We start from the raw sequence: 18,719 nt of genomic DNA on the forward strand, positions 1-18,719 counted from the left end.
CTAATCGTCCACCTTTAGAATCGCCATGAACGCCTCTTGGGGCACTTCCACATTGCCGATGGCCTTCATGCGCTTTTTACCGGCTTTCTGCTTTTCTAACAGCTTACGTTTACGACTAATGTCGCCGCCGTAGCATTTCGCAAGCACGTCTTTACGCTTCGCCTTCACCGTTTGGCGCGCCAGCACGCGCCCGCCGATAGCAGCTTGAATGGGCACTTCGAAGAGTTGCCGCGGAATGATCTCCTTCAGCTTCTCGCACAGTACCCGTCCGCGATCGTACGCCTTGTCTTTGTGCACGATAAACGACAGCGCATCGATTGGTTTTCCCGACAATAGAATATCTAGTTTCACCAGCTTGGATGGCTTGTATCCTGCGAAATCGTAGTCGAGGCTGGCGTAGCCTTTCGTACTCGACTTGAGCTTGTCGAAGTAGTCCAAGATAAGCTCGGATAGCGGAATCTCCCACAGCATCTCCACTGTGGTTTGTGAAAGGTAGTTCATCGTAACGAAGGTGCCGCGGCGCTGTACGGTAAGGTCCATCACCGCGCCCACGTAGTCGGGCGGAATGAGAATCTTCGCCTTCAGATACGGTTCTTCCACCATCACGATCTCGCCAGGATCAGGCATTTCTTGGGGCGAATGAATCGTGATTATTTCACCTGCCTGCTTGTGTATACGGTATTCAACACTCGGCGCGGTGGCCAGCAAGTCAAGCCCAAACTCGCGCTCGAGGCGCTCCTTGATAACTTCCATGTGCAATAGCCCTAAGAAGCCCACGCGGAAGCCAAAGCCCAGTGCATGTGACTTTTCGGGTTCCCAGACAAGTGCCGGATCGTTCAGCGATAGCTTCTCAAGTGCTTCTTTTAATGGCTCGTACTGGTCGCCATCAATGGGGAACAAACCCGTGTACACCATTGGTTTCGCCTCGCGATAGCCCGGCAGTGGCTCGTCGACGCCACCGTGCAGGGCGGTTACGGTGTCACCCACCTTCACCTGACGGACGTCTTTAAGGCCCGTGACCAGATATCCCACCTCGCCCACAGTTAGCTCGGGTAATGGCGTTTCGGCAGGGCGGCGCGCGCCAACTTCCTCAACTAACACCTCGGCACCGGTGGCCATCATACGCACGCGATCGCCTTTCGCAATGTGACCGTCAACCACGCGTATAAGTGCTACCACGCCGCGGTAGGCATCGAAGTAGCTGTCGAAGATGAGCGCGCGTAAGGGGGCATGTTCCTTCCCAGTTGGTGCAGGGATGCCGTAGACCACCGCTTCGAGCATGTCGTGTACGCCCTCGCCTGTCTTGCCGCTTGCAAGTACCGCATCGTCGGCGGGAATGGCCAGGCCATCCTCGATTTCGGCCCGCACGCGGTCGGGGTCGGCAGCAGGCAGATCGATCTTGTTGATGAGCGGAATAATCTCCAAGTTCGCGTTCATAGCCATCATGGCGTTAGCCACCGTTTGCGCCTCAACACCCTGTGTCGCATCGACTACAAGTACAGCGCCCTCGCATGCGGCCAAACTTCGGCTCACCTCATAGGTGAAGTCGACATGACCGGGCGTGTCGATAAGGTTGAACTGGTATTCCTCACCATCATCGGCTGTGTAATTCACACGCACCGCCTGGCTTTTGATGGTGATGCCGCGCTCGCGTTCGATGTCCATGGAGTCGAGCAGCTGCGCTTGCATGTCGCGTGCGGCCACGGTGCCTGTAAGTTCCAACACGCGGTCGGACAACGTCGACTTACCGTGGTCGATGTGCGCAATGATGGAAAAGTTTCTAATATGCGTTGGGTCGTTCGCCATAACCTTATCTTTCGATCAACTCTATTCATGTAACCAGCCGATGACGAAATCTTCGGCGGCGCAAAGCGTCAATGTTGCGATATTCTAACCTATGGATTGCGTGCGGTTCCGTTTTCAATATGGAAAAACGTTGATTCGGAAGAATAAATGGATTTTTCCCGTTCAGTTTGATAATCTATCGACTTGCGTAAACCAGCGACACCTGCGCGCGATATTCCCTATCCGCGAATCCGCAGACATGGCTGCATGAAGGATGTGCGTTGCTGGAGGGCCGAAGGCCTGCGGTGAGTCGGAAAACCAGTGGCTTGCCAACGAGATCGCGCGCACGTGCATTCGCTGTAGGGCGGCTGTTCACGTTGTGGTTGCGCGTTCTTTGCCTTCCTTCACCTCCACACACTGCATATGCTTTCGCTCTGCCGGTTCTCGGATGGGGAAACGACACGCGTCGACGGTTCGCACGTATTGTTCCGCATCGTTTCGAAGGAGAACGACATGGCAAATATTAAGAGCCAGAAGAAGCGTATTATCACCAACGAGAAGCGCCGCATGCGCAACCGCGCCGTCAAGTCGCAGCTGAAGACCGCTACCCGTCGCGTGAAGGACGCTGTGGCCGCCGGCAATGGTGCCGAGGCGTATGCTGCCGCACTGGCCGCTTGCCGTTTGATGGATAAGGCCGCTTCCAAGGGTGTTATCCACAAGAACCAGGCCGCCAACCGTAAGTCGGGCATCATGATGCTCGCAAACACCGTGGTTACCGACGCCGATCGTGCCGCGTATGTGAAGCCGGAGCCGAAGCCGCAGAAGACCGGTTCGAAGAAGGCCGCCCGCAAGGCTGCTAAGCATGCTGCCGTAGTCGCTGCTGCCGAGGAAAAGGCTGTTCGTCGTGAGAAGCAGCTGAAGATGGAGGCTGAGGCTGCTGCCCGCAAGGCGAAGGAAGCCGCTGAGGCCGAAGCTGCCGAAGGCGAAGAGGCTGCCGAATAGCGTTTATAGGTGAGACGAGGGCTGAATAACGTCGTTTACGGCAGTCACGAGAGGCTCGAAAGACCACGCACACATTCAAAGCGTTACAGAGATATCCTATGAAAGTAATTGGCGTCGACACAAGTCGGCGCCAATTACTTTCGGACAATTACCGAAAGCGCCCAATCAAGAAACGCCGTGCGCGCGTCGGCTCCGCTTTTCATGGCGCGCTCTGCATCGCATGCCGATATGAGAGCACACCTCAGCTCGCGCTCTGTGAAGCCCCGCGCCCACGCGGCATGATGTTTCACTTTCCAGTCAGGCATACCAAGAGCATCGGCAACGCTTATGCCCTGCCCGCGCTTAGTGAGCGATTGGACGCAGATTAGCTCGCGCACCCGTGCCGTGCACGCTGCCATGAGCGCATAAGGCGACGCAGAACTCATCCGTCCGAACAAATCCATACAAGCACGAATGTCGCGCGAAGCGAAGGCGTCTACAAACTCCCAAGGTTTCGCTTCCGCAGTACGCTGCACAACTGCCGTTACGTCGCGCTCGTCAACCGTTCGTTTGCCAAAATGTGCGAGCGCGATCTTGCGAACCTCGGCATCGAGATGAACCGTGTCCTCACCAACAAGATCAACGAGCAGCCTTGCCGCGCGATCGGTCATAGTAAAACCATGCGACACTGCCATGGAGCGCACGGTTTTGGGCAGCTCGTAGCGCTTCAATGGCGTACATTCGATGACTGAGCTCTTCCCTACGGCAGCAACCGCCTTGCGCAACCGCCTGTTCTTGGCCATCTTGTCGGCAACAAGGGCGAGCACCGTGGTGGCACACGGATTCTTCACGTAAGATACCAGCGCGTCGATATCTGCCTCTTTAAGGTGATCTGCGGCTTTCACCTCTACCAAGCGAACATCACTGGCAAATGGAACTGTGTTGCAGGCAGAAACGATGTCGGTGCCCACCGCTGTGGAACCGTCGAATGTATCGGAGTTGAACGCCAGGTCACCCTTCGACTCAAGTCGCGTGCGTAACCGTTTCAGTACCGCATCGCGCTTCAAAGCGTCCTCACCAACAATGAGGTACACAGGAAGCAGCGGAGTGTCTTTGGAAGCATTGGCCATGGCAGCGATTCTATCCCACCTGAACCCGCACTGTGCCATCGTTTTCGAACGTGCACGAAACATCTTCCTGTTCGTCGGTGCGAAACACCTGTGCGCCAACACCGTCAAGTATGGCAAGGCACTCGTCGGCTGGATGCCCGTACCGATTACCTTCGCCTACGCTTATGAGTGCGATGTTCGGCGAAAGTTCACGTGCTACCTCGTCGGTCAGCGACGCACGCGAACCGTGATGGCCAACCTTGAGGACATCAACGTTTCCTATATGCTCTTCATCGATCATGTATTCGAGCTGCTCAGCTTCAGCATCTCCTGTGAATAACATTGTTGCTGAGCGCGTGGCGTCGGTGGAGCTTACGTTATGCGTCATTAACAAGCACAGACTGTCAGCATTGCCCCCTTCATCGGAAAATGAGTCGGGCCATATTACCGACAAGGAGAAATTGCCTACCTCGATCTCGTCTCCTGGCGAAAGTCCTAAAACCGAGCCATCACGTGCCGCCAAGCTTGCTGCATGAAGCAGACGCTCACAGGAATCGCAAGCACAGGAAAAGGCGTCGTTTGCCACCAGCACGTTGTCGATTTCTACCACGTTCGCTACATCCTCGAGTGATCCCATGTGATCGTCGTCCCCGTGCGAGATAATAACCGCATCAAGCGAGAGAACCCGATGCCGGGCAAGTGCCTCGCGCAACATTGCGTCGTTGGTTCCCGTGTCGATGAGTACCGCGCTTCCTTTACTTCTCACCAGAAATGCGTCGCCCTGTCCCACATCAAGCATGACAACTTCGTCAGAGCATCGCGCAGACACCGCCCACGGCACCACGCAGAGCACAACTGCGCCGGCAAGAAGCGCTGATGCCGTGCGCGCCGAAACCCTCGTTGGCCAGGCCATCCATAGTGCCGCAGCAAAAGCGCCCGAAACCGCCAAACACACCGCCGGATTTGCGTATATCGGAATGGCTGCATGAGGTATGGCGGCACATGCTTGAACCAAATTGTTGAACCATGTTGCCGCAACACACGCTGCTCCCACGCAGGCATGTGCTGTGAAAGGAAACGCGAGTCCGGCCGCACAGCTTACGTACCCACCAACGCACAACACCGGGAAAAACGGCGCAGTAAGCACGTTGGCAAGTGGGCCGACAAGCGACGTCTGCGAGAAGAGTGCCGCCGAATACGCACCGGTGAGTACCGATGATGCAAGCGTAATAACAACCGGGCCACAAGCGACACGAATCGGTGCGAATTGCACGCGGTCAACCCACCCTGAAAACAGCGGCGCGAACATGACAATGCCAGCAGTACTCAACGCTGACAACGTGAACGACACCGATACCGCATTCTTCGCATCCAGTAGAATGAACGCCACTACTGCCAAGCCCACTGCCGCAAGCGATGCATGCCGTTTGCCCGCAAAAAACGACAGAAGCGACGCACCTGCCATAATGGCAGCTCGCACTGACGAAGGAGAACAGCCGGTCAGAACAAGAAACGACGCCAGAAACAGCACCTGCGCTCCGATAAGCACACCTCGTCCTGTGCGAAGCTTCCGTAACACGATGCCGAACGCCATCGAAGCAATACTGAGGTGGGCACCGGAAACAGCCACCAGGTGCGCAAGGCCGGTTGTCTTGAACGCATCGTACAGAGCACTGTCGGATAAGTTACCCCGATACCCACACAAGAGCGCTTGAAGCAGCGCAGAACCCGATTCCGTGCCAGGTTCTGCTTGTACGTTGAGCATCGAAATCGCACGGGTGCGAACCGTTGATATGGCTGAGAAAACCCCTTGCTCTTGTTTGATTTCACATGAGCTCAGTTTTATGTCGTGCGACAGACCAGCCGACCATGCGCGATCTTTCCCCGACTCTCCAACATTGCTCCATGAAGCGTCGCCCACCACCCGATTACCATACAACGGCGTTTGCGCGCCTTCGGGCAGGCACGCTCGCACATGTAAACCGGCTCCGTCCCCAGTGAGCACCTCGGCTGCGAACACAGGACCAAAGCCAAAGTCGCGTGCGTCTTCTATCGCGCGCAGCTCGATTGTGCCACCAGTGGGCGTGCGAGCTTCGTCTCCATGCAGTAAACCACCGCACGAGAGAGCCCACCCCGCACCGCCGAGCAAGCCCGCAACAAGCAACATTGGTAACGCCCGCACCGCCTTCCAATGTATAAGCAGCGCCACCAGGCAAAGTACCGCGCTTACTATGGCTACAACAAAGCAGCTTCGCGCGGTCGCGGCTTGAGCGCCGTTGTAGGCAAGCGCAGCACCGAGCCAGAGGGCAAGCGAGAACGACAGCAATGGCGGCACGTCGGGCCGCGGAGCGGATGCAGTGGGCAGCTGAGATGTGTCACTCACACGCATACAAATTCCCGAATGGCCTCAAGCTTCTTTTCACCGATACCCGACACACGCGTCAGGTCGTCAACCGAAGCGAAGGGGCCATTCGCTTCGCGATCATCTACGATGCGCTGCGCTGTTTTTTCGCCGATACCTGGAAGTGATTCTAATTCGGTTACATCAGCTGAATTCAGGTTCACCAGTGTCCCCTGCGCTGCCGATGCAGAAGGATTTGAGCTCTTTGCCGCCCCGCCACCCGATGTGCTCGGAGCTCCGCCTGGTGCCCCCTGTACCGCTTCCTCAAGGCTTGCGACGTACAACTGCTCCCCATCTTGCAGCACACGCGCAAGGTTCACCGAGGACGTGGCCGCGTTTTCGGTAAAACCGCCTGCCGCTTCCACCGCGTCAAACACTCGTGCGCCTTCTGCGAGTTCGATCACACCTGGTTGAGTAACTTCACCACTCACGTGGACATAAATGAAGGCTGGTTGAGTGTCATTGGCGGAATAACCGGCTGAAGAAGCGTCTTTGGCGTTTTCTGTGCCGTTTTTGTCGTTGGTGTTCTGTTCGGGTGCTTGCGCTTCTGGGGCGGTCGCTCCTTCTGCAACGTTGATGGAAAACGCATCGTTCGTGCATGCGCGCAACAGCCCAAACGATACGAGTGTTACCACACACAGCGCGATCGCCGTGATACCCACGAGCACTGGCAGCTTTGTTCCCGTTAGATGGGCTTTTGCCCGAATGCTTTCCGCTTGCTCTTGAAACGACATGTGCGCAGCTCCTTTCCGTACTGTCAGGAGCTTATCTGTCAAGTACTCGCGATGCGTAGCAGATTTCTACATTACGAAGAACGTTATTCTGTCGCGAATTTGTACAAACGCATGAAAAAGCCTGCCAAAAACAGCAGGCTTCCAACGGTTTTCTTGCAGAAATCTTGCAGGAATCTAATATCCCAGATCACACAAGCAATCGACAAAGATCATTGCTTCACGAACGAGCGTTTCAGGTCGTACAGATGATGTACGGAGAATAAGAACTCATATAATGTGCTAACGCGCAGCGCTCTTCGGTGAGCAGGCGGGACAGTGGTATTCCCGGCATTCTACCTTCTCTAAGATTTCCTCTATCCACTCATCAATCGGAAGCGCCGCCTCAGCGAGACGTACCGCATCAAGCTTCGCGTGAGTTTCGGGGTTTCGCGGCATAAACAACGTGCAGCAGTCAGGGGCATCCTGCGACGAAATATCGAAGGTACCCAAGCGTTTTGCCTCTGCGATGATTTCCAGCTTATCGGTGCCAATCAGCGGGCGAAACACCGGCATATCAACGGCATCGTCGGTTGCGCGGATGTTGTCGAGTGTCTGCGACGCCACCTGACCGAGGCTTTCTCCCGTAACCAGTGCTCCTGCACGCTGGCGTTTTGCCACGCGTTCGGCAATTTTAAACATGAGCCGTCGGTACATAATAATGCGCAGCTCAGGCGGTGCCGATAGTGCGATTTTGCGCTGGTAGTCGCCAAATGGCACCACAAACACGCGCGCTACACATCCCGTGTGTTCGAGCACCTGTGCGATGTCATCAACCAAATACTCACTCGCGTCGGAGGTTTGAGGACGCCCCGAAAAGTGGATACCCATACACAGCGCGCCGCGTCGAGCAAGCTTCCACAGGGCCACCGGCGAATCGATGCCCGACGAAAGCAGGCACATCACACGCCCCGAGCTGCCAACTGGCAGACCACCAATACCCGGCACGCTTTTCGCATACACGTATGAAGCGTTTTGCACCACTTCCACACCTACGGTTACGTCGGGGTCTTTCATCTGCACGCGCTTTTCGGGGAACGCATCGCACAGTGCGGCCCCAATCAGGCGATTCATGTCCATGGAGCACGTAGGGAAATCAGTGTGGTTACGTCGGGCAGCCACCTTAAACGAGCAGAAGCTTTTCACCTCGCCAAGTGCCGTGCACGCCGCCTCGGCCATAAGAGCCATATCTCGCTCGCACTTGTACCCGCATGATACACGCGCAACACCTGGTACCGCCGTTATCAAATCCGTTGCCGCAAGTGCGGTTTCGCGATTAGTGCCTTCGCGTAGAAATACTAATAGCCGACCAGAAATGCGGTGAATAGTCACCACAGGATAGTCGGCGAGTAATGCTTCAAGGTTTTTCAACAGGCGCATTTCAAACGACGCGCGGTTGTGGCCTTTGAGCCCGATCTCGTGGTAATGCACGAGAATAATGCGTTGGAATTCAGTCATGACGGTTCAAGCGACAGAGTGTGCGCGAACGCTCATTCGCGCACACTGTCGTTATCCTAGTGATAGGTGACGTCGATCGAAGCGGAGTCGTAGGAAACGTCACCACGGGCGATTTCGCCGAATGCGATAGCCAGTGGCTTCTTGTCGGCGGCGCGAGCGATCTCCACCGCGGTCTGCAGCTTGATGGCTCGATCGCGCTGACCGCGCATCATGTCATTGATGTCGTGTGCGCGCTTCGATGCGAGCGTGCACAGCAGGAAGCGGTCATTGTCTGTCTGGTCGAGAAGAACGTCAATCTTCGGATCGATAATACTCATTTATGCATCAACCTCTGTCAGTCTCAGCTTGCTGATTGACGAAAGCAACCAAATAGTCAGCTGCTTCGTCCAGCTTGTCATTCACAAGCTGTATATCATACTCCATTTTGCGCGAAAGTTCCAGTTCGGCTGCACGAAGACGCTTTTGAATGCTCTCTTCCGATTCGGTCCCCCTACCGCGAAGGCGCCGCTCGAGCTCTTCCATTGATGGGGGTTCGATGAACACCAGATGAGCTTCGGGCAGCTTTTCACGCACTTGGAAGGCACCCTGCACGTCAATTTCGAGAATAACCTGCACGCCTTGTTCCATATGGCGTACGGCTGGCTCACGTGGTGTTCCGTAGTAGCTGCCGCTGTAGCACGCCCATTCAAGAAAACCATCCTGCGCGATGAGTTCTTCAAAGCGCTCGTTCGTCAGAAAATGATAGTGCACGCCGTCCACTTCACCATCGCGCGGATCGCGTGTGGTAGCGGAAACGGAAAGCCAAGCGTCAGGAACGCGTTGCATAAGTTGGGCCACCAAGGTGCCCTTGCCGGCACCTGATGGCCCTGAAATAACGAACAGGTTGCCGTTACGCATGGAACCTAGCCCAAACGCTCCAGCAAAGCAGCTTGCTGACGCTCACCCAAGCCGCGAAGGCGACGGCTTTCTGCAATCTGCAACTCCTTCATAACCTTCTCAGCCTTTGCCTTGCCATAGCCAGGCAACGTTTCAATAAGCGTGGAAACCTTCATACGGCCAACCACAGCGTCTTCCTTCATGTCAAGCACCTGAGCAAGGCTGAGCTTGCCAGTCTTCAGTTCCTCGCGAACCTCGGCACGCTTGATGCGGGCAGCCTTCGCCTTCTCGAGCGCGGCCTGACGCTCTTCAGGACTGAGTTGGGGAATAGCCATTGTGTATCTCTCCTTCTATTGCAAACGATTGCCAGATAATAGCATTTCAACCTGCAATTTCTTGAAAAGTTTAAGCAATTTCAGAAAATCTCGCCGCTCATCACAATTACTCAGAGAAAACAACGCCGGAAAGTCCCGAGCATGCGGCTTTCCGGCGAGAAAACGCAGATCAGTTATGCAAGTTCAGCGGCAATTGCCTCGAATGCTGCAGCGGGATCGGCGGCCTGTGTAATAGGACGGCCCACCACGATGTGCGATGCGCCGGCAGCAAAGGCATCGGCAGGCGTTGCAACACGGCTTTGATCGCCCTTGTCGGCACCCGCAGGACGCACGCCCGGTGTGACGATGTAGGCTTCAGGACCCAAGATCTCACGCAAGCGAGCTGCTTCTTTCGGGGAAGCGACCACACCGGATATACCCGACCGCTTCGCTTGTTCAGCAAGAACTACCACCTGGTCGGCCATGCTGCGGCTCACGCCGGTTTCGGCAAGCGCGGCATCGTTCATGCTGGTGAGTACCGTGATGCCCAACGTTGCCGGCACCTCATGCCCGTACTCGGCTGCTGATCGCTCAGCACCGCGCTGCGCCGCCATCATCATATCGACGCCGCCAACAGTGTGCATGGTCAGCATGTCTGCGCCGCTCGCCGCCGCTGAATACGCAGCGCCTTCCACCTGATGTGGGATATCGTGGAACTTCAGGTCGAGGAACACCTTAAACCCGCGCTCCTTCAGCGCATACACAATAGCGGGGCCATTCGCGTAGAACAGCGTCATGCCCACCTTCATCCACACTGCCTTGCCCTGAAGCTTGTCGGCGAGGTCGAATGCTTCTTCGATGCCGCAGTCAAGCGCAACAATAATGCGCTCGCGTGCCGGGATGTTGTCGAAAACCGTTAGCATTCCAGTGCTCCAATCAGTTCCGTGACGTCTTTGACGCCGTTGTCTTCACAGTATGTTGCGATGCCGTCGATAACGTCTATTGTCGCAGCGGGGTTGACGAAGTTCGCCGTTCCCACCGACACCGCCGTTGCACCCGCCAGCATGAACTCAACCGCATCGGTTCCGGTGCTGATGCCGCCCATACCAATGAGTGGCACACGCACGGCCTTCGAGCATTCCCACACCAAGCGCAACGCGACCGGCTTCACGCACGGGCCAGACAAGCCGCCCACCACACGAGCGAGCAAGGGCTTGCGCGTGTGTGCGTCGATAGCCATGCCCAGAAGCGTGTTAATGAGCGAGATGGCATCGGCTCCGCTCGCTTCGGCAGCAACCGCAATCTCGGCGATGTTGGTCACGTTCGGGGTGAGCTTGACAATCAGTGGGCGCTTCGTGGCCGCACGACAACGCGATACCACCGCTTCAACGCTTTTCGGGTCGGTGCCGATAGTCATGCCACCTGCATCAACGTTCGGACACGATATGTTCACCTCATAGGCGTCAACGGGAGCTCCCTCGAGTGCTTCAATGACTGCCACGTATTCGTCGAAGCTGTGCCCCGACACGTTGGCGATAACTGTTGCCCCTACCTGAGAAAGCCATGGCAGATCGTGTTCTTTCAGGTGTGCAACGCCAGGGTTTTGTAGACCAATGGAATTCAGCATGCCCGAAGGTGTTTCGGCAATGCGAGGGCTCGCGTTGCCTTCCCAGCCGTGAAGCGACACACCCTTCGTGGTTACTGCACCGAGTGTGCTTACGTCAACGAAGTCGTGGTACTCGCGCCCTGCGGCGAAGGTGCCCGATGCTACCGTTACGGGGTTTTTCATTTCCAAGCCGCCCACGTTGACCGACATGCGTACACTCGTTGCGCGCGGCTTGCGCTGAAAATTGCAAGTCATTTAAGCCCACACCACCTTTCTCGCATCGAATACCGGACCGTCAACACACGAGCGACGACGACCATCGACCGTCTCGACCACGCACGACAAGCACGCACCCACGCCGCATGCCATTCGGCGCTCCATGGAAACCTGGCAGTGCACGTTCGCATCGGCCGCCATGCGGGCAACAATGCGCATGAGCGGCTCAGGACCACACACGGCAACATAGTCGTACGGCTGACCTGCGGCGTTCGCTCCTTCGAGTGCCTCTTCCACAAGCGAGGTGCAGAAACCCGCACGTCCGTAGGTTCCGTCGTCGGTAGCGCAGCGCGGTTCATGCCCTAGCAGCGCCTCGTAGCGGCTCTTGCACACAAGGGCGTCGCGCGTAGCGGCACCAAGCACAACAGTAAGGTCAACATCGGAAGCAAGCAGGTGCTCGCACAGCATAAACACCGGCGCAGCCCCCACGCCACCGCCAACAACGAGCGCGCGATGCGTACCTGTAGGCGGCTGCCATGGCGTGCCAATTGGGCCGATGAACTCGCAGTTTGCACCGGCAGCCATGTCGGTCATGCGGGCTGATCCCGTGCCCACAACCTGATAAAGCACATCGAAGGTTCCCTCTTCAGCATTGCGTGCGTATACCGAAAACGGACGGCGCAGGATATGGTCATCCATGCCCGCTATCTTCATGTGGACGAACTGCCCTGGCAAGATCGACCGCGCGATTTCGGGCGATTCGACCCGCATAAGGTAGAGCTTTGCCGCAAGCTGCTCATTTGAGACAACCCGGGCGCATTCGTTGACAAGCGCCACATTCTTCCTTTCCCTTTGGGTGCCGCCTTACTGACAGCACCCTGCGTTTGTGCTTGTGCGTAACGGATGCGAGCGCATTGCAAGCGCGACAACCGCCGCACGTTATTCGACGATTATTCGACGATCTGGCCATCCTCCAACGTTGCATAGCCGCCAACATAGACATCGGTGGCCCGTCCGGTGAGCTGATCGCCAATAAACCCGGAGTTTCCCGCTTTCGAAACGAAGCTATCGGCTTCCACCGTCCAAGCTATGTCAGGATCGAACATCGTCAGGTCGGCCGTGCTGCCAACTTCAAGCTTTACGGGCTCAACGCGCAGGATAGCGCGCGGCGCTACCGCCATCAGCTCGACCATACGCTCGAGCGTGATCGTGCCCGCCGCCACCAAGTTAGTAAGCACTAACGCCAGCGAGGTTTCCAAGCCTGTCATGCCGAAGGGAGCCAGCTCAAATTCGCGGTCCTTTTCAAACGGGGTGTGCGGCGCATGGTCGGTAACAATGGCGTCAACCGTGCCGTCGGCAACGCCTTCGATGAGCGCTTGCGCGTCGGCAGCCGTTCGTAGCGGCGGATTTACTTTCAGGAAGGTGTTGTAGTCGTCACCGATAGCATCCTCGGTGAGGAACATATGATGCGGGGTAACCTCGCAGGTGACCGGCAGTCCTTCGGCTTTCGCGGCGCGCACCAGTTCAAGGCCGCGAGCAGTGGAAAGGTGCTGAACATGCAGCGGACAGCCTGTCAGACGACATAGTGCGATATCGCGTGCGATCTGGATTTCTTCGCCTTCCGCCGGCCAGCCGAGCATGCCAAGGCGCGTGGACGCCACACCTTCGTTCACCTGACCCTCGCCCACTAAGTCCTCATCTTGGCAGTGGCTCATCACCGCGCAATCGAATTGGCTGGCGTAGTCCATCACGCGACGCATCATGCCCGCGCCCTGAACGCCGCGGCCGTCATCGGTAAACGCAACAGCACCGTGCGCACGCATGTCGCCCATCTCAGAAAGCGTTTCGCCGGCAAGCCCCTGGCTGCAAGCACCCGCCACGTGAACGCGGCACTTGCCAACCGCTGCAGCACGCGCCTGCACATATTCCACGCCAAGCGCGTTGTCGATAACCGGCTTCGTGTTCGGCATGCAGCACACGGCAGTGAAGCCACCTTTGGCTGCCGCACGCGTTTCACTGGCGATATCACCCTTTTGCTCGAAGCCAGGTTCACGCAGATGTACGTGCATATCAACCAGACCAGGCACAACGATCTTGCCAGCAAGATCGCGCTCGACACCCTTTTCCATGGTAAGGTCGCGCCCTACACCCGCGATCTTACCGTCGCGGATCAGGATGTCGGTTGTTTCGTTTCGACCAACCTGCGGGTCGATCACATGGGCATTCTTAAGCAGCAAAGCCATCTTCGCTCCCTCCAAGCAGCAGGTACAGTGCAGCCATGCGGGTTAAGATACCCGCATAGACCTGGTTCAGAATGACCGAGCGCTTCGGATGGTCGGCCATGAAGCTGTCAAGTTCGACGCCGCGATTAATAGGACCGGGATGACAGATGATAGCGTCGGACTTCATAAGGTGCTCGCGCTCCTGTGTGAGGCCGTAGAGCATGTTGTACTCGCGCAAGCTTGGATACGGCGCACCTTCCAGACGTTCGCGCTGGATACGCAGCATGTACACCACGTCGAGTTCGGGCAGCGCTTCGTCGATGTTGCTGGTCACATGATCGGCGCCCAGCACGTCGGGGCGAGCCGGCATGAGGGTAGGCGGTGCGATAACGGTCACCTCGCACCCCATGATCTTGAGTGCCGGAATCAGGCTGCCGCACACGCGAGAATGTCCGATGTCGCCCACGATGCCAACTTTCAGCCCCGTGAAGTCGCCCTTTGCTTCCCAAATGCTGAACAGGTCGAGCAACGCCTGCGTGGGATGCTGATGCTTGCCGTCGCCTGCGTCGATGACGTGTGCGCCCGAAACGTCTGCAATCTTGCGCGGCACGCCCGCATGACGGTCGCGAACGATAATCATGTCAATCTTGTAAGAGCACAGCGTGGCCACCGTGTCGACCAAGCTTTCGCCCTTCACTGTAGAGGTTGAGCTGCCGCCGAAGTTTAGGCTGTCGCACGACAGGCGCTTTTCGGCGATCTCAAACGACGAGCGCGTGCGCGTGGAGGGCTCGTTAAACATGTTCACCACCGTGAAGCCCTTCAGCATAGGAACCTTCTTGATGCGGCGCTCGTTCACCTCCTTGAAACGGGCCGCCGTCTCGAGGATGGTCATGATGTCGTCAGCCGAGTATTCGGTGATGTCGATCAGATGCTTATGATCGAAAGCCATAGTCTATTCGCCTCCCAAGGGAGCGGAACCTGCACGCACTCCCGGCTTGTTCTCTGAGATAACCACTTCGGAACGCCCGTCGACTTCCTCCAGGTAGAGCTTTACGCTCTCGCTTGAGGAAGAGGGCACGTTCTTCCCCACGTAGTCGGCACGAATGGGCAGCTGCCGATGCCCGCGGTCGACCAGTACGGCCAGCTGAACGCATTCCGGGCGCCCGATGTCCATGAGTGCGTCGAGTGCGGCGCGGATGGTGCGGCCTGAATACAGCACGTCATCGACAAGTACGATGTCAAGCCCGTCGATGTCGAACAGAATGTCGGTGGAATGTACCTCGGGAGAGAGATACGTCGCGAAATCGTCGCGATAGAAGCTGATGTCGAGCTTGCCGAGTGGCACCTTGGTGCCCTCAATCTGCTCGATTTTTTCGGCAAGGCGCTTGGCGAGAAGATCGCCGCGCGTGACGATGCCGACAAGCGCGATTTTGCTCGCGCCCTTGTTGGTCTCGAGGATCTGATGCGCTATGCGCGTCAACGACCGCTCGATCTCGCCTGCGTCCATGCAGACGTTTTTGACCGTACTTGCGTCGCTCATACACACCCCTTCATGCATCGAGTGCGTACAGACTGACCAGTTCGAACGGGATGGCGTGCGGGTTTGCGTTACCGTTTGCCCAGCATATCGAACAAAACACTGAGCGCAATCACGTGCTTGCATCCCTCTTGTTCGACCTTCTGCCGCCGAGGCATGAAAAAAGCCTCCGCGGCAGACAAAGGCTTCATCGCTTCGCGCTCTTGTTCCGCGAGCGCTCGGGTGCTCCCTTGTCGGCCTCTCTGTACCGCTTTTAAAGGACGCTTGCAGTATAGACGCAAACCGTCCGATGCTCGCGAGAAAACGTATATTTGCGAAAAAACTTCCGTTTGCAGCGGTGACCGGTTGGCCGGGGTTTGGTTGCGGTACAGAATCCAGCTCCAATACGCAACGCCTGCGCCTATACTCCAGTCATTTCGAGGACGCACATGACAACTACCAACGCAATAAATCCTGCTACGACGAGAAGCGCATCGATGCCGCGCGAAAATTGAGGTAGCTTTGGAAACACACGAGAGATGGGTCGCCGGTCACGAAGTGCGTAGATCACAGGGGCGAACACGAAGAATAACAACGATGCGGAGCCGACAATGCGGTAGGCAAGCGTTTCGCTCGCGATAGGTTCATTGGGATCAGGCGCTACGGCAACCGATACCGAAGCCGCAGCGAACAACAGAAATGTCAATAGTAGCAGCACGTCCCACACAACACCTGCCGCAAAGGGAACTTTCGATATAGGTTTGCGAAGAATTTCACTTCCCCGTGTAAGCGCATTCCGCACGACAGCTACCACGTCTAAATGAGCGGGCGGCACCACCCTCGGCGCGGACGAAGCAGCTACCGCCGATGGCACAGACGTGGCAGCCACCGCTGATGCCGCTTGCTGAAACTCTTCCTTTAGTTCGCGAACCGTTGCGTAGCGGGCGGCCGGATCAAACGCCGCCGCTCGTTCGATGATGCGTCGTATTGCTTCGGGAACGCGCGCATCAGCAAAGCTGGCGCCTCGCGCAGTAGCGTCGGGCATGCGTTCGGTGAGACAGAAAAACAGCAGCAAGCCAAGCGCGTACACGTCGGAGCGCACATCGGTTTGGCCATAGCCAAACTGCTCGGGAGGTGCGAACCCCCTCGTGCCAAAGTGGCAGGTGTCGGATTCAGCATCTGTCTTGTATTCACGCGCGATGCCGAAATCAATCAGGAACACACACGATGCCGACACAATAACATTCGATGGCTTTAAGTCGCGATGAATGAGCGGTGGCGAAAACCCCTCGTGAAGCTCGATGAGCGCGTCGCAGATGCGCGGGAACAAGTCGGTCGCAAGCGCAAGTGAAGGATCGCAGCGATACACCACGTCGTTAAGGGTTTCGCCTCCAACATACTCCATAATAACAACGCGCTGCTCTCCTGCCTGATAGCAATCGAGTACGCAAGGAATGTGCATGAAGCGCCGTCCCTGCATGTGTGCCTCATGCAGAATGCCGTATGCGCTTCCCAAACCAGAATCATCCTGAAAACGCTTGCGAATGTATGGACCTTGCTCGCTTCCGTTTTCGCCTTTAAACCACACGCGCTCTGTTGTCTCGAAGGCACTTTTCTTCAACACAGCATCCACGCGGTAGCAATCGTCGCGCGCAAGGGAATCGAGATATCGGGAAATCTGCTCAGACATAATGGCGTTCATGGTAGCAGATTGCCCGCTTCTCTTTCCCTTATTCCCTGATTCAGTTAGCTTTGAGTGGTCAAAAACGCTACTGCCCACGCATTAGCAGATAGTGTCTTCCCCGAATCGGTAGAGTTCGTCATCGGTTTCGCGCAGCGAGCACCCGTTTGTCAGGCAGAAGATAATAATGGCGTCGCGGCGGTTCTTGCAATAGAGCTCATTTGAACTAGCAAGCTTCAGCAGGCGATTTGTCTCTCGAAGCGTCAAGCGCATGGCGAAGGCAAGCTGTAGCACCTTGTCGCGTCCTGCTTTGCGCGCCCCGGTGAATATTTGGTAGCCGAATGTTTCGTTGAGCCCGGCTGCATGAATGACGTCGATGCGGCGCAGACCCTTTTCGTCAAGGAGCTGCTGTAGATAGTCGGAAAGCGAGCGAGCATGCAAACGGTGTCCTCGCATGAACGTGTGAGGGTCGGGCGCGCTCAAAAGCTCTTCGAGTAGCTCATCAGTTAAAGGCTCTTTCACGCGCCGTTTCCTTCTCTTCCGTTTAGGGTTACGCGCACTCACGACGCTAGACTGTGGTACGTATGATGAATGTACCTGCCATCAGTTAAGCACCTACGCTACCGAGAACGTCTTTTCGGCAATGATCGTGTTGTCAAAGCTGAAAAGCTCGGTGCATTCGATCGTAACATCCGATTGGTCATCGAGCAAGAACGCTTGCTGTACTGTGTTTGTCGAACCAGGCTTGACTTCGTTCCACGATGCCGAGGCATCCATGCCGTCCACCACGGCGAAATCGAGCTGCACGCCGTTCTGGAAAGCCTTATCGTCGATTGCTACATCAAAAGCTTGGGCGTTTTCGCTGTTGTTGGTCCAGGTGTAGGTAACAACAATTGCCGGGTTGCCTTCATAGTCGGTTGTGAGTTCGCAATTGTCGATGCTCACCACATAAGGCACCTCAGCAGAGGCTGCTTCGTTCTTTTGCGCTTCGGTGGGCGCGCCTACACCAGACGCATCGTCGGTGCTTTCGACAGGAGCTGAATTATTCGTATCGGTATCAAAAGCTTCATCTATCGCTGCACTGTAAAAGCTCTGCGAAGCGAGTACGACAACAACCGCAAGCGCGGAAACAATCAGCGCCGCGATGGATAGCGCCTTTCCCCTGCGCTTTCCCTTGCTTGAGGAAACGATTCCCACTATGGCAAAGACAGCCCCAATGAGCGCAACGAAGAACGATATGTTGTTGATAATCGGCATAAAAGACGTAGCGAGAGCAACAATGCCCGCAATAAGTCCAACCACGCCTGCGATCGTCATCGAAGGAGGTGCCGCCTGCTGCTGAGCAGGTTGGTATCCCGTTTGATCCGTCTGATAGTTCGAATTTGTACCCATTTCTTCCCTCTTTCGTATCATGAAGCCAACTGTATGCAAGGCGTATGGTACGCATCATCGCGGCCGTTTTCATTAGCTGCCAGCTAATGATGAGGGTTGTTGTATGGGTGATTGATGTGGCGTGGCTGTGTTGCACAGCATGCGATTTCTGCAATTTGTGAAACACCTCAGCGCTAAGTCATGACCACCGGCATAGCCGGTGGCTTGATTGGGCGACCCTGTAAGGGTCGCGAATGCCGGCGGCGGCAAGCCGCGATGGCCCAGCGCACTCTTGCCGGCCGCCCCTAAAGGGGCTGCGTTCGCACCTTACCGGTCGAACCCGCCGCCGTCCTCCTGATCTTTTATGTACTTCTTTATCGTGGCCTCGTTCAGCCCGACGGTGCTCACGTAGT

At 56.5% G+C, this 18,719-nt stretch carries 18 protein-coding genes; 1 reads left to right on the forward strand and 17 read right to left on the reverse strand.

Annotation, left to right across the window (positions count from 1 at the left end; translation table 11 throughout):
* Positions 1-1,806: a translation elongation factor 4 gene (gene lepA / locus G7Y44_RS01180; RefSeq protein ID WP_165246865.1), complete on the reverse strand. Its 1,806-nt coding sequence runs from the start codon at positions 1,804-1,806 to the stop codon at positions 1-3.
* Positions 1,807-2,298: 492 nt separating this feature from the next.
* On the opposite strand from lepA, the gene rpsT reads away from it, so the two are divergent.
* Entirely contained in the window at positions 2,299-2,787 is a 489-nt protein-coding gene (gene rpsT, locus G7Y44_RS01185) for a 30S ribosomal protein S20 (protein WP_165246867.1), read from the forward strand.
* Between the two features lie 134 nt (positions 2,788-2,921).
* Here the strand turns inward: rpsT and holA are convergent, their stop codons facing one another.
* The 16 genes from holA to G7Y44_RS01265 form a co-directional block, all read right to left on the reverse strand.
* The gene (gene holA, locus G7Y44_RS01190) at positions 2,922-3,896 is read right to left on the reverse strand and encodes a DNA polymerase III subunit delta (protein WP_165246869.1); all 975 of its coding nucleotides are present in this window, start codon (positions 3,894-3,896) and stop codon (positions 2,922-2,924) included.
* Positions 3,897-3,906: 10 nt separating this feature from the next.
* Entirely contained in the window at positions 3,907-6,258 is a 2,352-nt protein-coding gene (locus G7Y44_RS01195; RefSeq protein WP_165246871.1) for a DNA internalization-related competence protein ComEC/Rec2, read from the reverse strand.
* Complete coding sequence (locus G7Y44_RS01200; protein WP_165246873.1) at positions 6,255-7,010, reverse strand: ComEA family DNA-binding protein; 756 nt, start codon at positions 7,008-7,010, stop codon at positions 6,255-6,257. Before G7Y44_RS01200 ends, G7Y44_RS01195 begins: the two co-directional genes overlap by 4 nt.
* Positions 7,011-7,289: 279 nt before the next feature.
* A complete protein-coding gene (thiI, locus tag G7Y44_RS01205) occupies positions 7,290-8,504 on the reverse strand; it encodes a tRNA uracil 4-sulfurtransferase ThiI (protein WP_165246875.1) in 1,215 nt (404 codons plus the stop codon).
* Between the two features lie 56 nt (positions 8,505-8,560).
* Positions 8,561-8,821 (reverse strand): DNA-directed RNA polymerase subunit omega, encoded by a 261-nt coding sequence (locus G7Y44_RS01210; RefSeq protein WP_165246877.1) that lies wholly within the window; start codon positions 8,819-8,821, stop codon positions 8,561-8,563.
* A gap of 7 nt (positions 8,822-8,828) precedes the next feature.
* Positions 8,829-9,401, reverse strand: coding sequence for a guanylate kinase (gene gmk / locus G7Y44_RS01215; RefSeq protein ID WP_165246879.1), 573 nt, complete (start codon positions 9,399-9,401; stop codon positions 8,829-8,831).
* Between the two features lie 5 nt (positions 9,402-9,406).
* On the reverse strand, positions 9,407-9,715 hold the full coding sequence (gene mihF, locus G7Y44_RS01220) for an integration host factor, actinobacterial type (RefSeq protein ID WP_165044217.1): 309 nt from the start codon (positions 9,713-9,715) through the stop codon (positions 9,407-9,409).
* 173 nt (positions 9,716-9,888) lie between these two features.
* A complete protein-coding gene (gene pyrF / locus G7Y44_RS01225; RefSeq protein ID WP_165246881.1) occupies positions 9,889-10,617 on the reverse strand; it encodes an orotidine-5'-phosphate decarboxylase in 729 nt (242 codons plus the stop codon).
* Positions 10,611-11,555 carry a dihydroorotate dehydrogenase gene (locus G7Y44_RS01230; protein ID WP_206214371.1) on the reverse strand — a complete coding sequence of 315 codons (945 nt, stop codon included), beginning with the start codon at positions 11,553-11,555 and terminating at the stop codon, positions 10,611-10,613. Before G7Y44_RS01230 ends, pyrF begins: the two co-directional genes overlap by 7 nt.
* Positions 11,556-12,353 (reverse strand): dihydroorotate dehydrogenase electron transfer subunit, encoded by a 798-nt coding sequence (locus G7Y44_RS01235; protein WP_165246882.1) that lies wholly within the window; start codon positions 12,351-12,353, stop codon positions 11,556-11,558. It abuts the gene before it with no gap.
* A 113-nt stretch (positions 12,354-12,466) separates the two neighbouring features.
* Positions 12,467-13,759, reverse strand: a complete 1,293-nt coding sequence (locus tag G7Y44_RS01240) for a dihydroorotase (protein WP_165246884.1) — start codon at positions 13,757-13,759, stop codon at positions 12,467-12,469.
* Positions 13,743-14,687, reverse strand: coding sequence for an aspartate carbamoyltransferase catalytic subunit (locus G7Y44_RS01245; protein ID WP_165246886.1), 945 nt, complete (start codon positions 14,685-14,687; stop codon positions 13,743-13,745). The genes G7Y44_RS01240 and G7Y44_RS01245 overlap by 17 nt, the downstream gene beginning before the upstream one ends.
* Before the next feature lie 3 nt (positions 14,688-14,690).
* Complete coding sequence (pyrR, locus tag G7Y44_RS01250; protein ID WP_165044227.1) at positions 14,691-15,278, reverse strand: bifunctional pyr operon transcriptional regulator/uracil phosphoribosyltransferase PyrR; 588 nt, start codon at positions 15,276-15,278, stop codon at positions 14,691-14,693.
* 397 nt (positions 15,279-15,675) lie between these two features.
* Positions 15,676-16,956, reverse strand: a complete 1,281-nt coding sequence (locus tag G7Y44_RS01255; RefSeq protein ID WP_165246888.1) for a serine/threonine protein kinase — start codon at positions 16,954-16,956, stop codon at positions 15,676-15,678.
* An 81-nt stretch (positions 16,957-17,037) separates the two neighbouring features.
* Complete coding sequence (locus tag G7Y44_RS01260) at positions 17,038-17,457, reverse strand: XRE family transcriptional regulator (protein WP_165246890.1); 420 nt, start codon at positions 17,455-17,457, stop codon at positions 17,038-17,040.
* 93 nt (positions 17,458-17,550) lie between these two features.
* Positions 17,551-18,327, reverse strand: coding sequence for a DUF5067 domain-containing protein (locus G7Y44_RS01265; RefSeq protein ID WP_165246892.1), 777 nt, complete (start codon positions 18,325-18,327; stop codon positions 17,551-17,553).
* Positions 18,328-18,719: the final 392 nt, after the last annotated feature.

This window comes from Adlercreutzia sp. ZJ141 (genome assembly GCF_011038965.1).
Taxonomy (GTDB): domain Bacteria; phylum Actinomycetota; class Coriobacteriia; order Coriobacteriales; family Eggerthellaceae; genus ZJ141.

Coding starts and splice junctions, on each gene's coding strand:
- lepA (WP_165246865.1), bottom strand. CDS start 1,806: ATGGCGAACGACCCAACGCATATTAGAAACTTTTCCATCATTGCGCAC.
- rpsT (WP_165246867.1), top strand. CDS start 2,299: ATGGCAAATATTAAGAGCCAGAAGAAGCGTATTATCACCAACGAGAAG.
- holA (WP_165246869.1), bottom strand. CDS start 3,896: ATGGCCAATGCTTCCAAAGACACTCCGCTGCTTCCTGTGTACCTCATT.
- G7Y44_RS01200 (WP_165246873.1), bottom strand. CDS start 7,010: ATGTCGTTTCAAGAGCAAGCGGAAAGCATTCGGGCAAAAGCCCATCTA.
- thiI (WP_165246875.1), bottom strand. CDS start 8,504: ATGACTGAATTCCAACGCATTATTCTCGTGCATTACCACGAGATCGGG.
- G7Y44_RS01210 (WP_165246877.1), bottom strand. CDS start 8,821: ATGAGTATTATCGATCCGAAGATTGACGTTCTTCTCGACCAGACAGAC.
- gmk (WP_165246879.1), bottom strand. CDS start 9,401: ATGCGTAACGGCAACCTGTTCGTTATTTCAGGGCCATCAGGTGCCGGC.
- mihF (WP_165044217.1), bottom strand. CDS start 9,715: ATGGCTATTCCCCAACTCAGTCCTGAAGAGCGTCAGGCCGCGCTCGAG.
- pyrF (WP_165246881.1), bottom strand. CDS start 10,617: ATGCTAACGGTTTTCGACAACATCCCGGCACGCGAGCGCATTATTGTT.
- G7Y44_RS01230 (WP_206214371.1), bottom strand. CDS start 11,555: ATGACTTGCAATTTTCAGCGCAAGCCGCGCGCAACGAGTGTACGCATG.
- G7Y44_RS01240 (WP_165246884.1), bottom strand. CDS start 13,759: ATGGCTTTGCTGCTTAAGAATGCCCATGTGATCGACCCGCAGGTTGGT.
- G7Y44_RS01245 (WP_165246886.1), bottom strand. CDS start 14,687: ATGGCTTTCGATCATAAGCATCTGATCGACATCACCGAATACTCGGCT.
- pyrR (WP_165044227.1), bottom strand. CDS start 15,278: ATGAGCGACGCAAGTACGGTCAAAAACGTCTGCATGGACGCAGGCGAG.
- G7Y44_RS01255 (WP_165246888.1), bottom strand. CDS start 16,956: ATGAACGCCATTATGTCTGAGCAGATTTCCCGATATCTCGATTCCCTT.
- G7Y44_RS01265 (WP_165246892.1), bottom strand. CDS start 18,327: ATGGGTACAAATTCGAACTATCAGACGGATCAAACGGGATACCAACCT.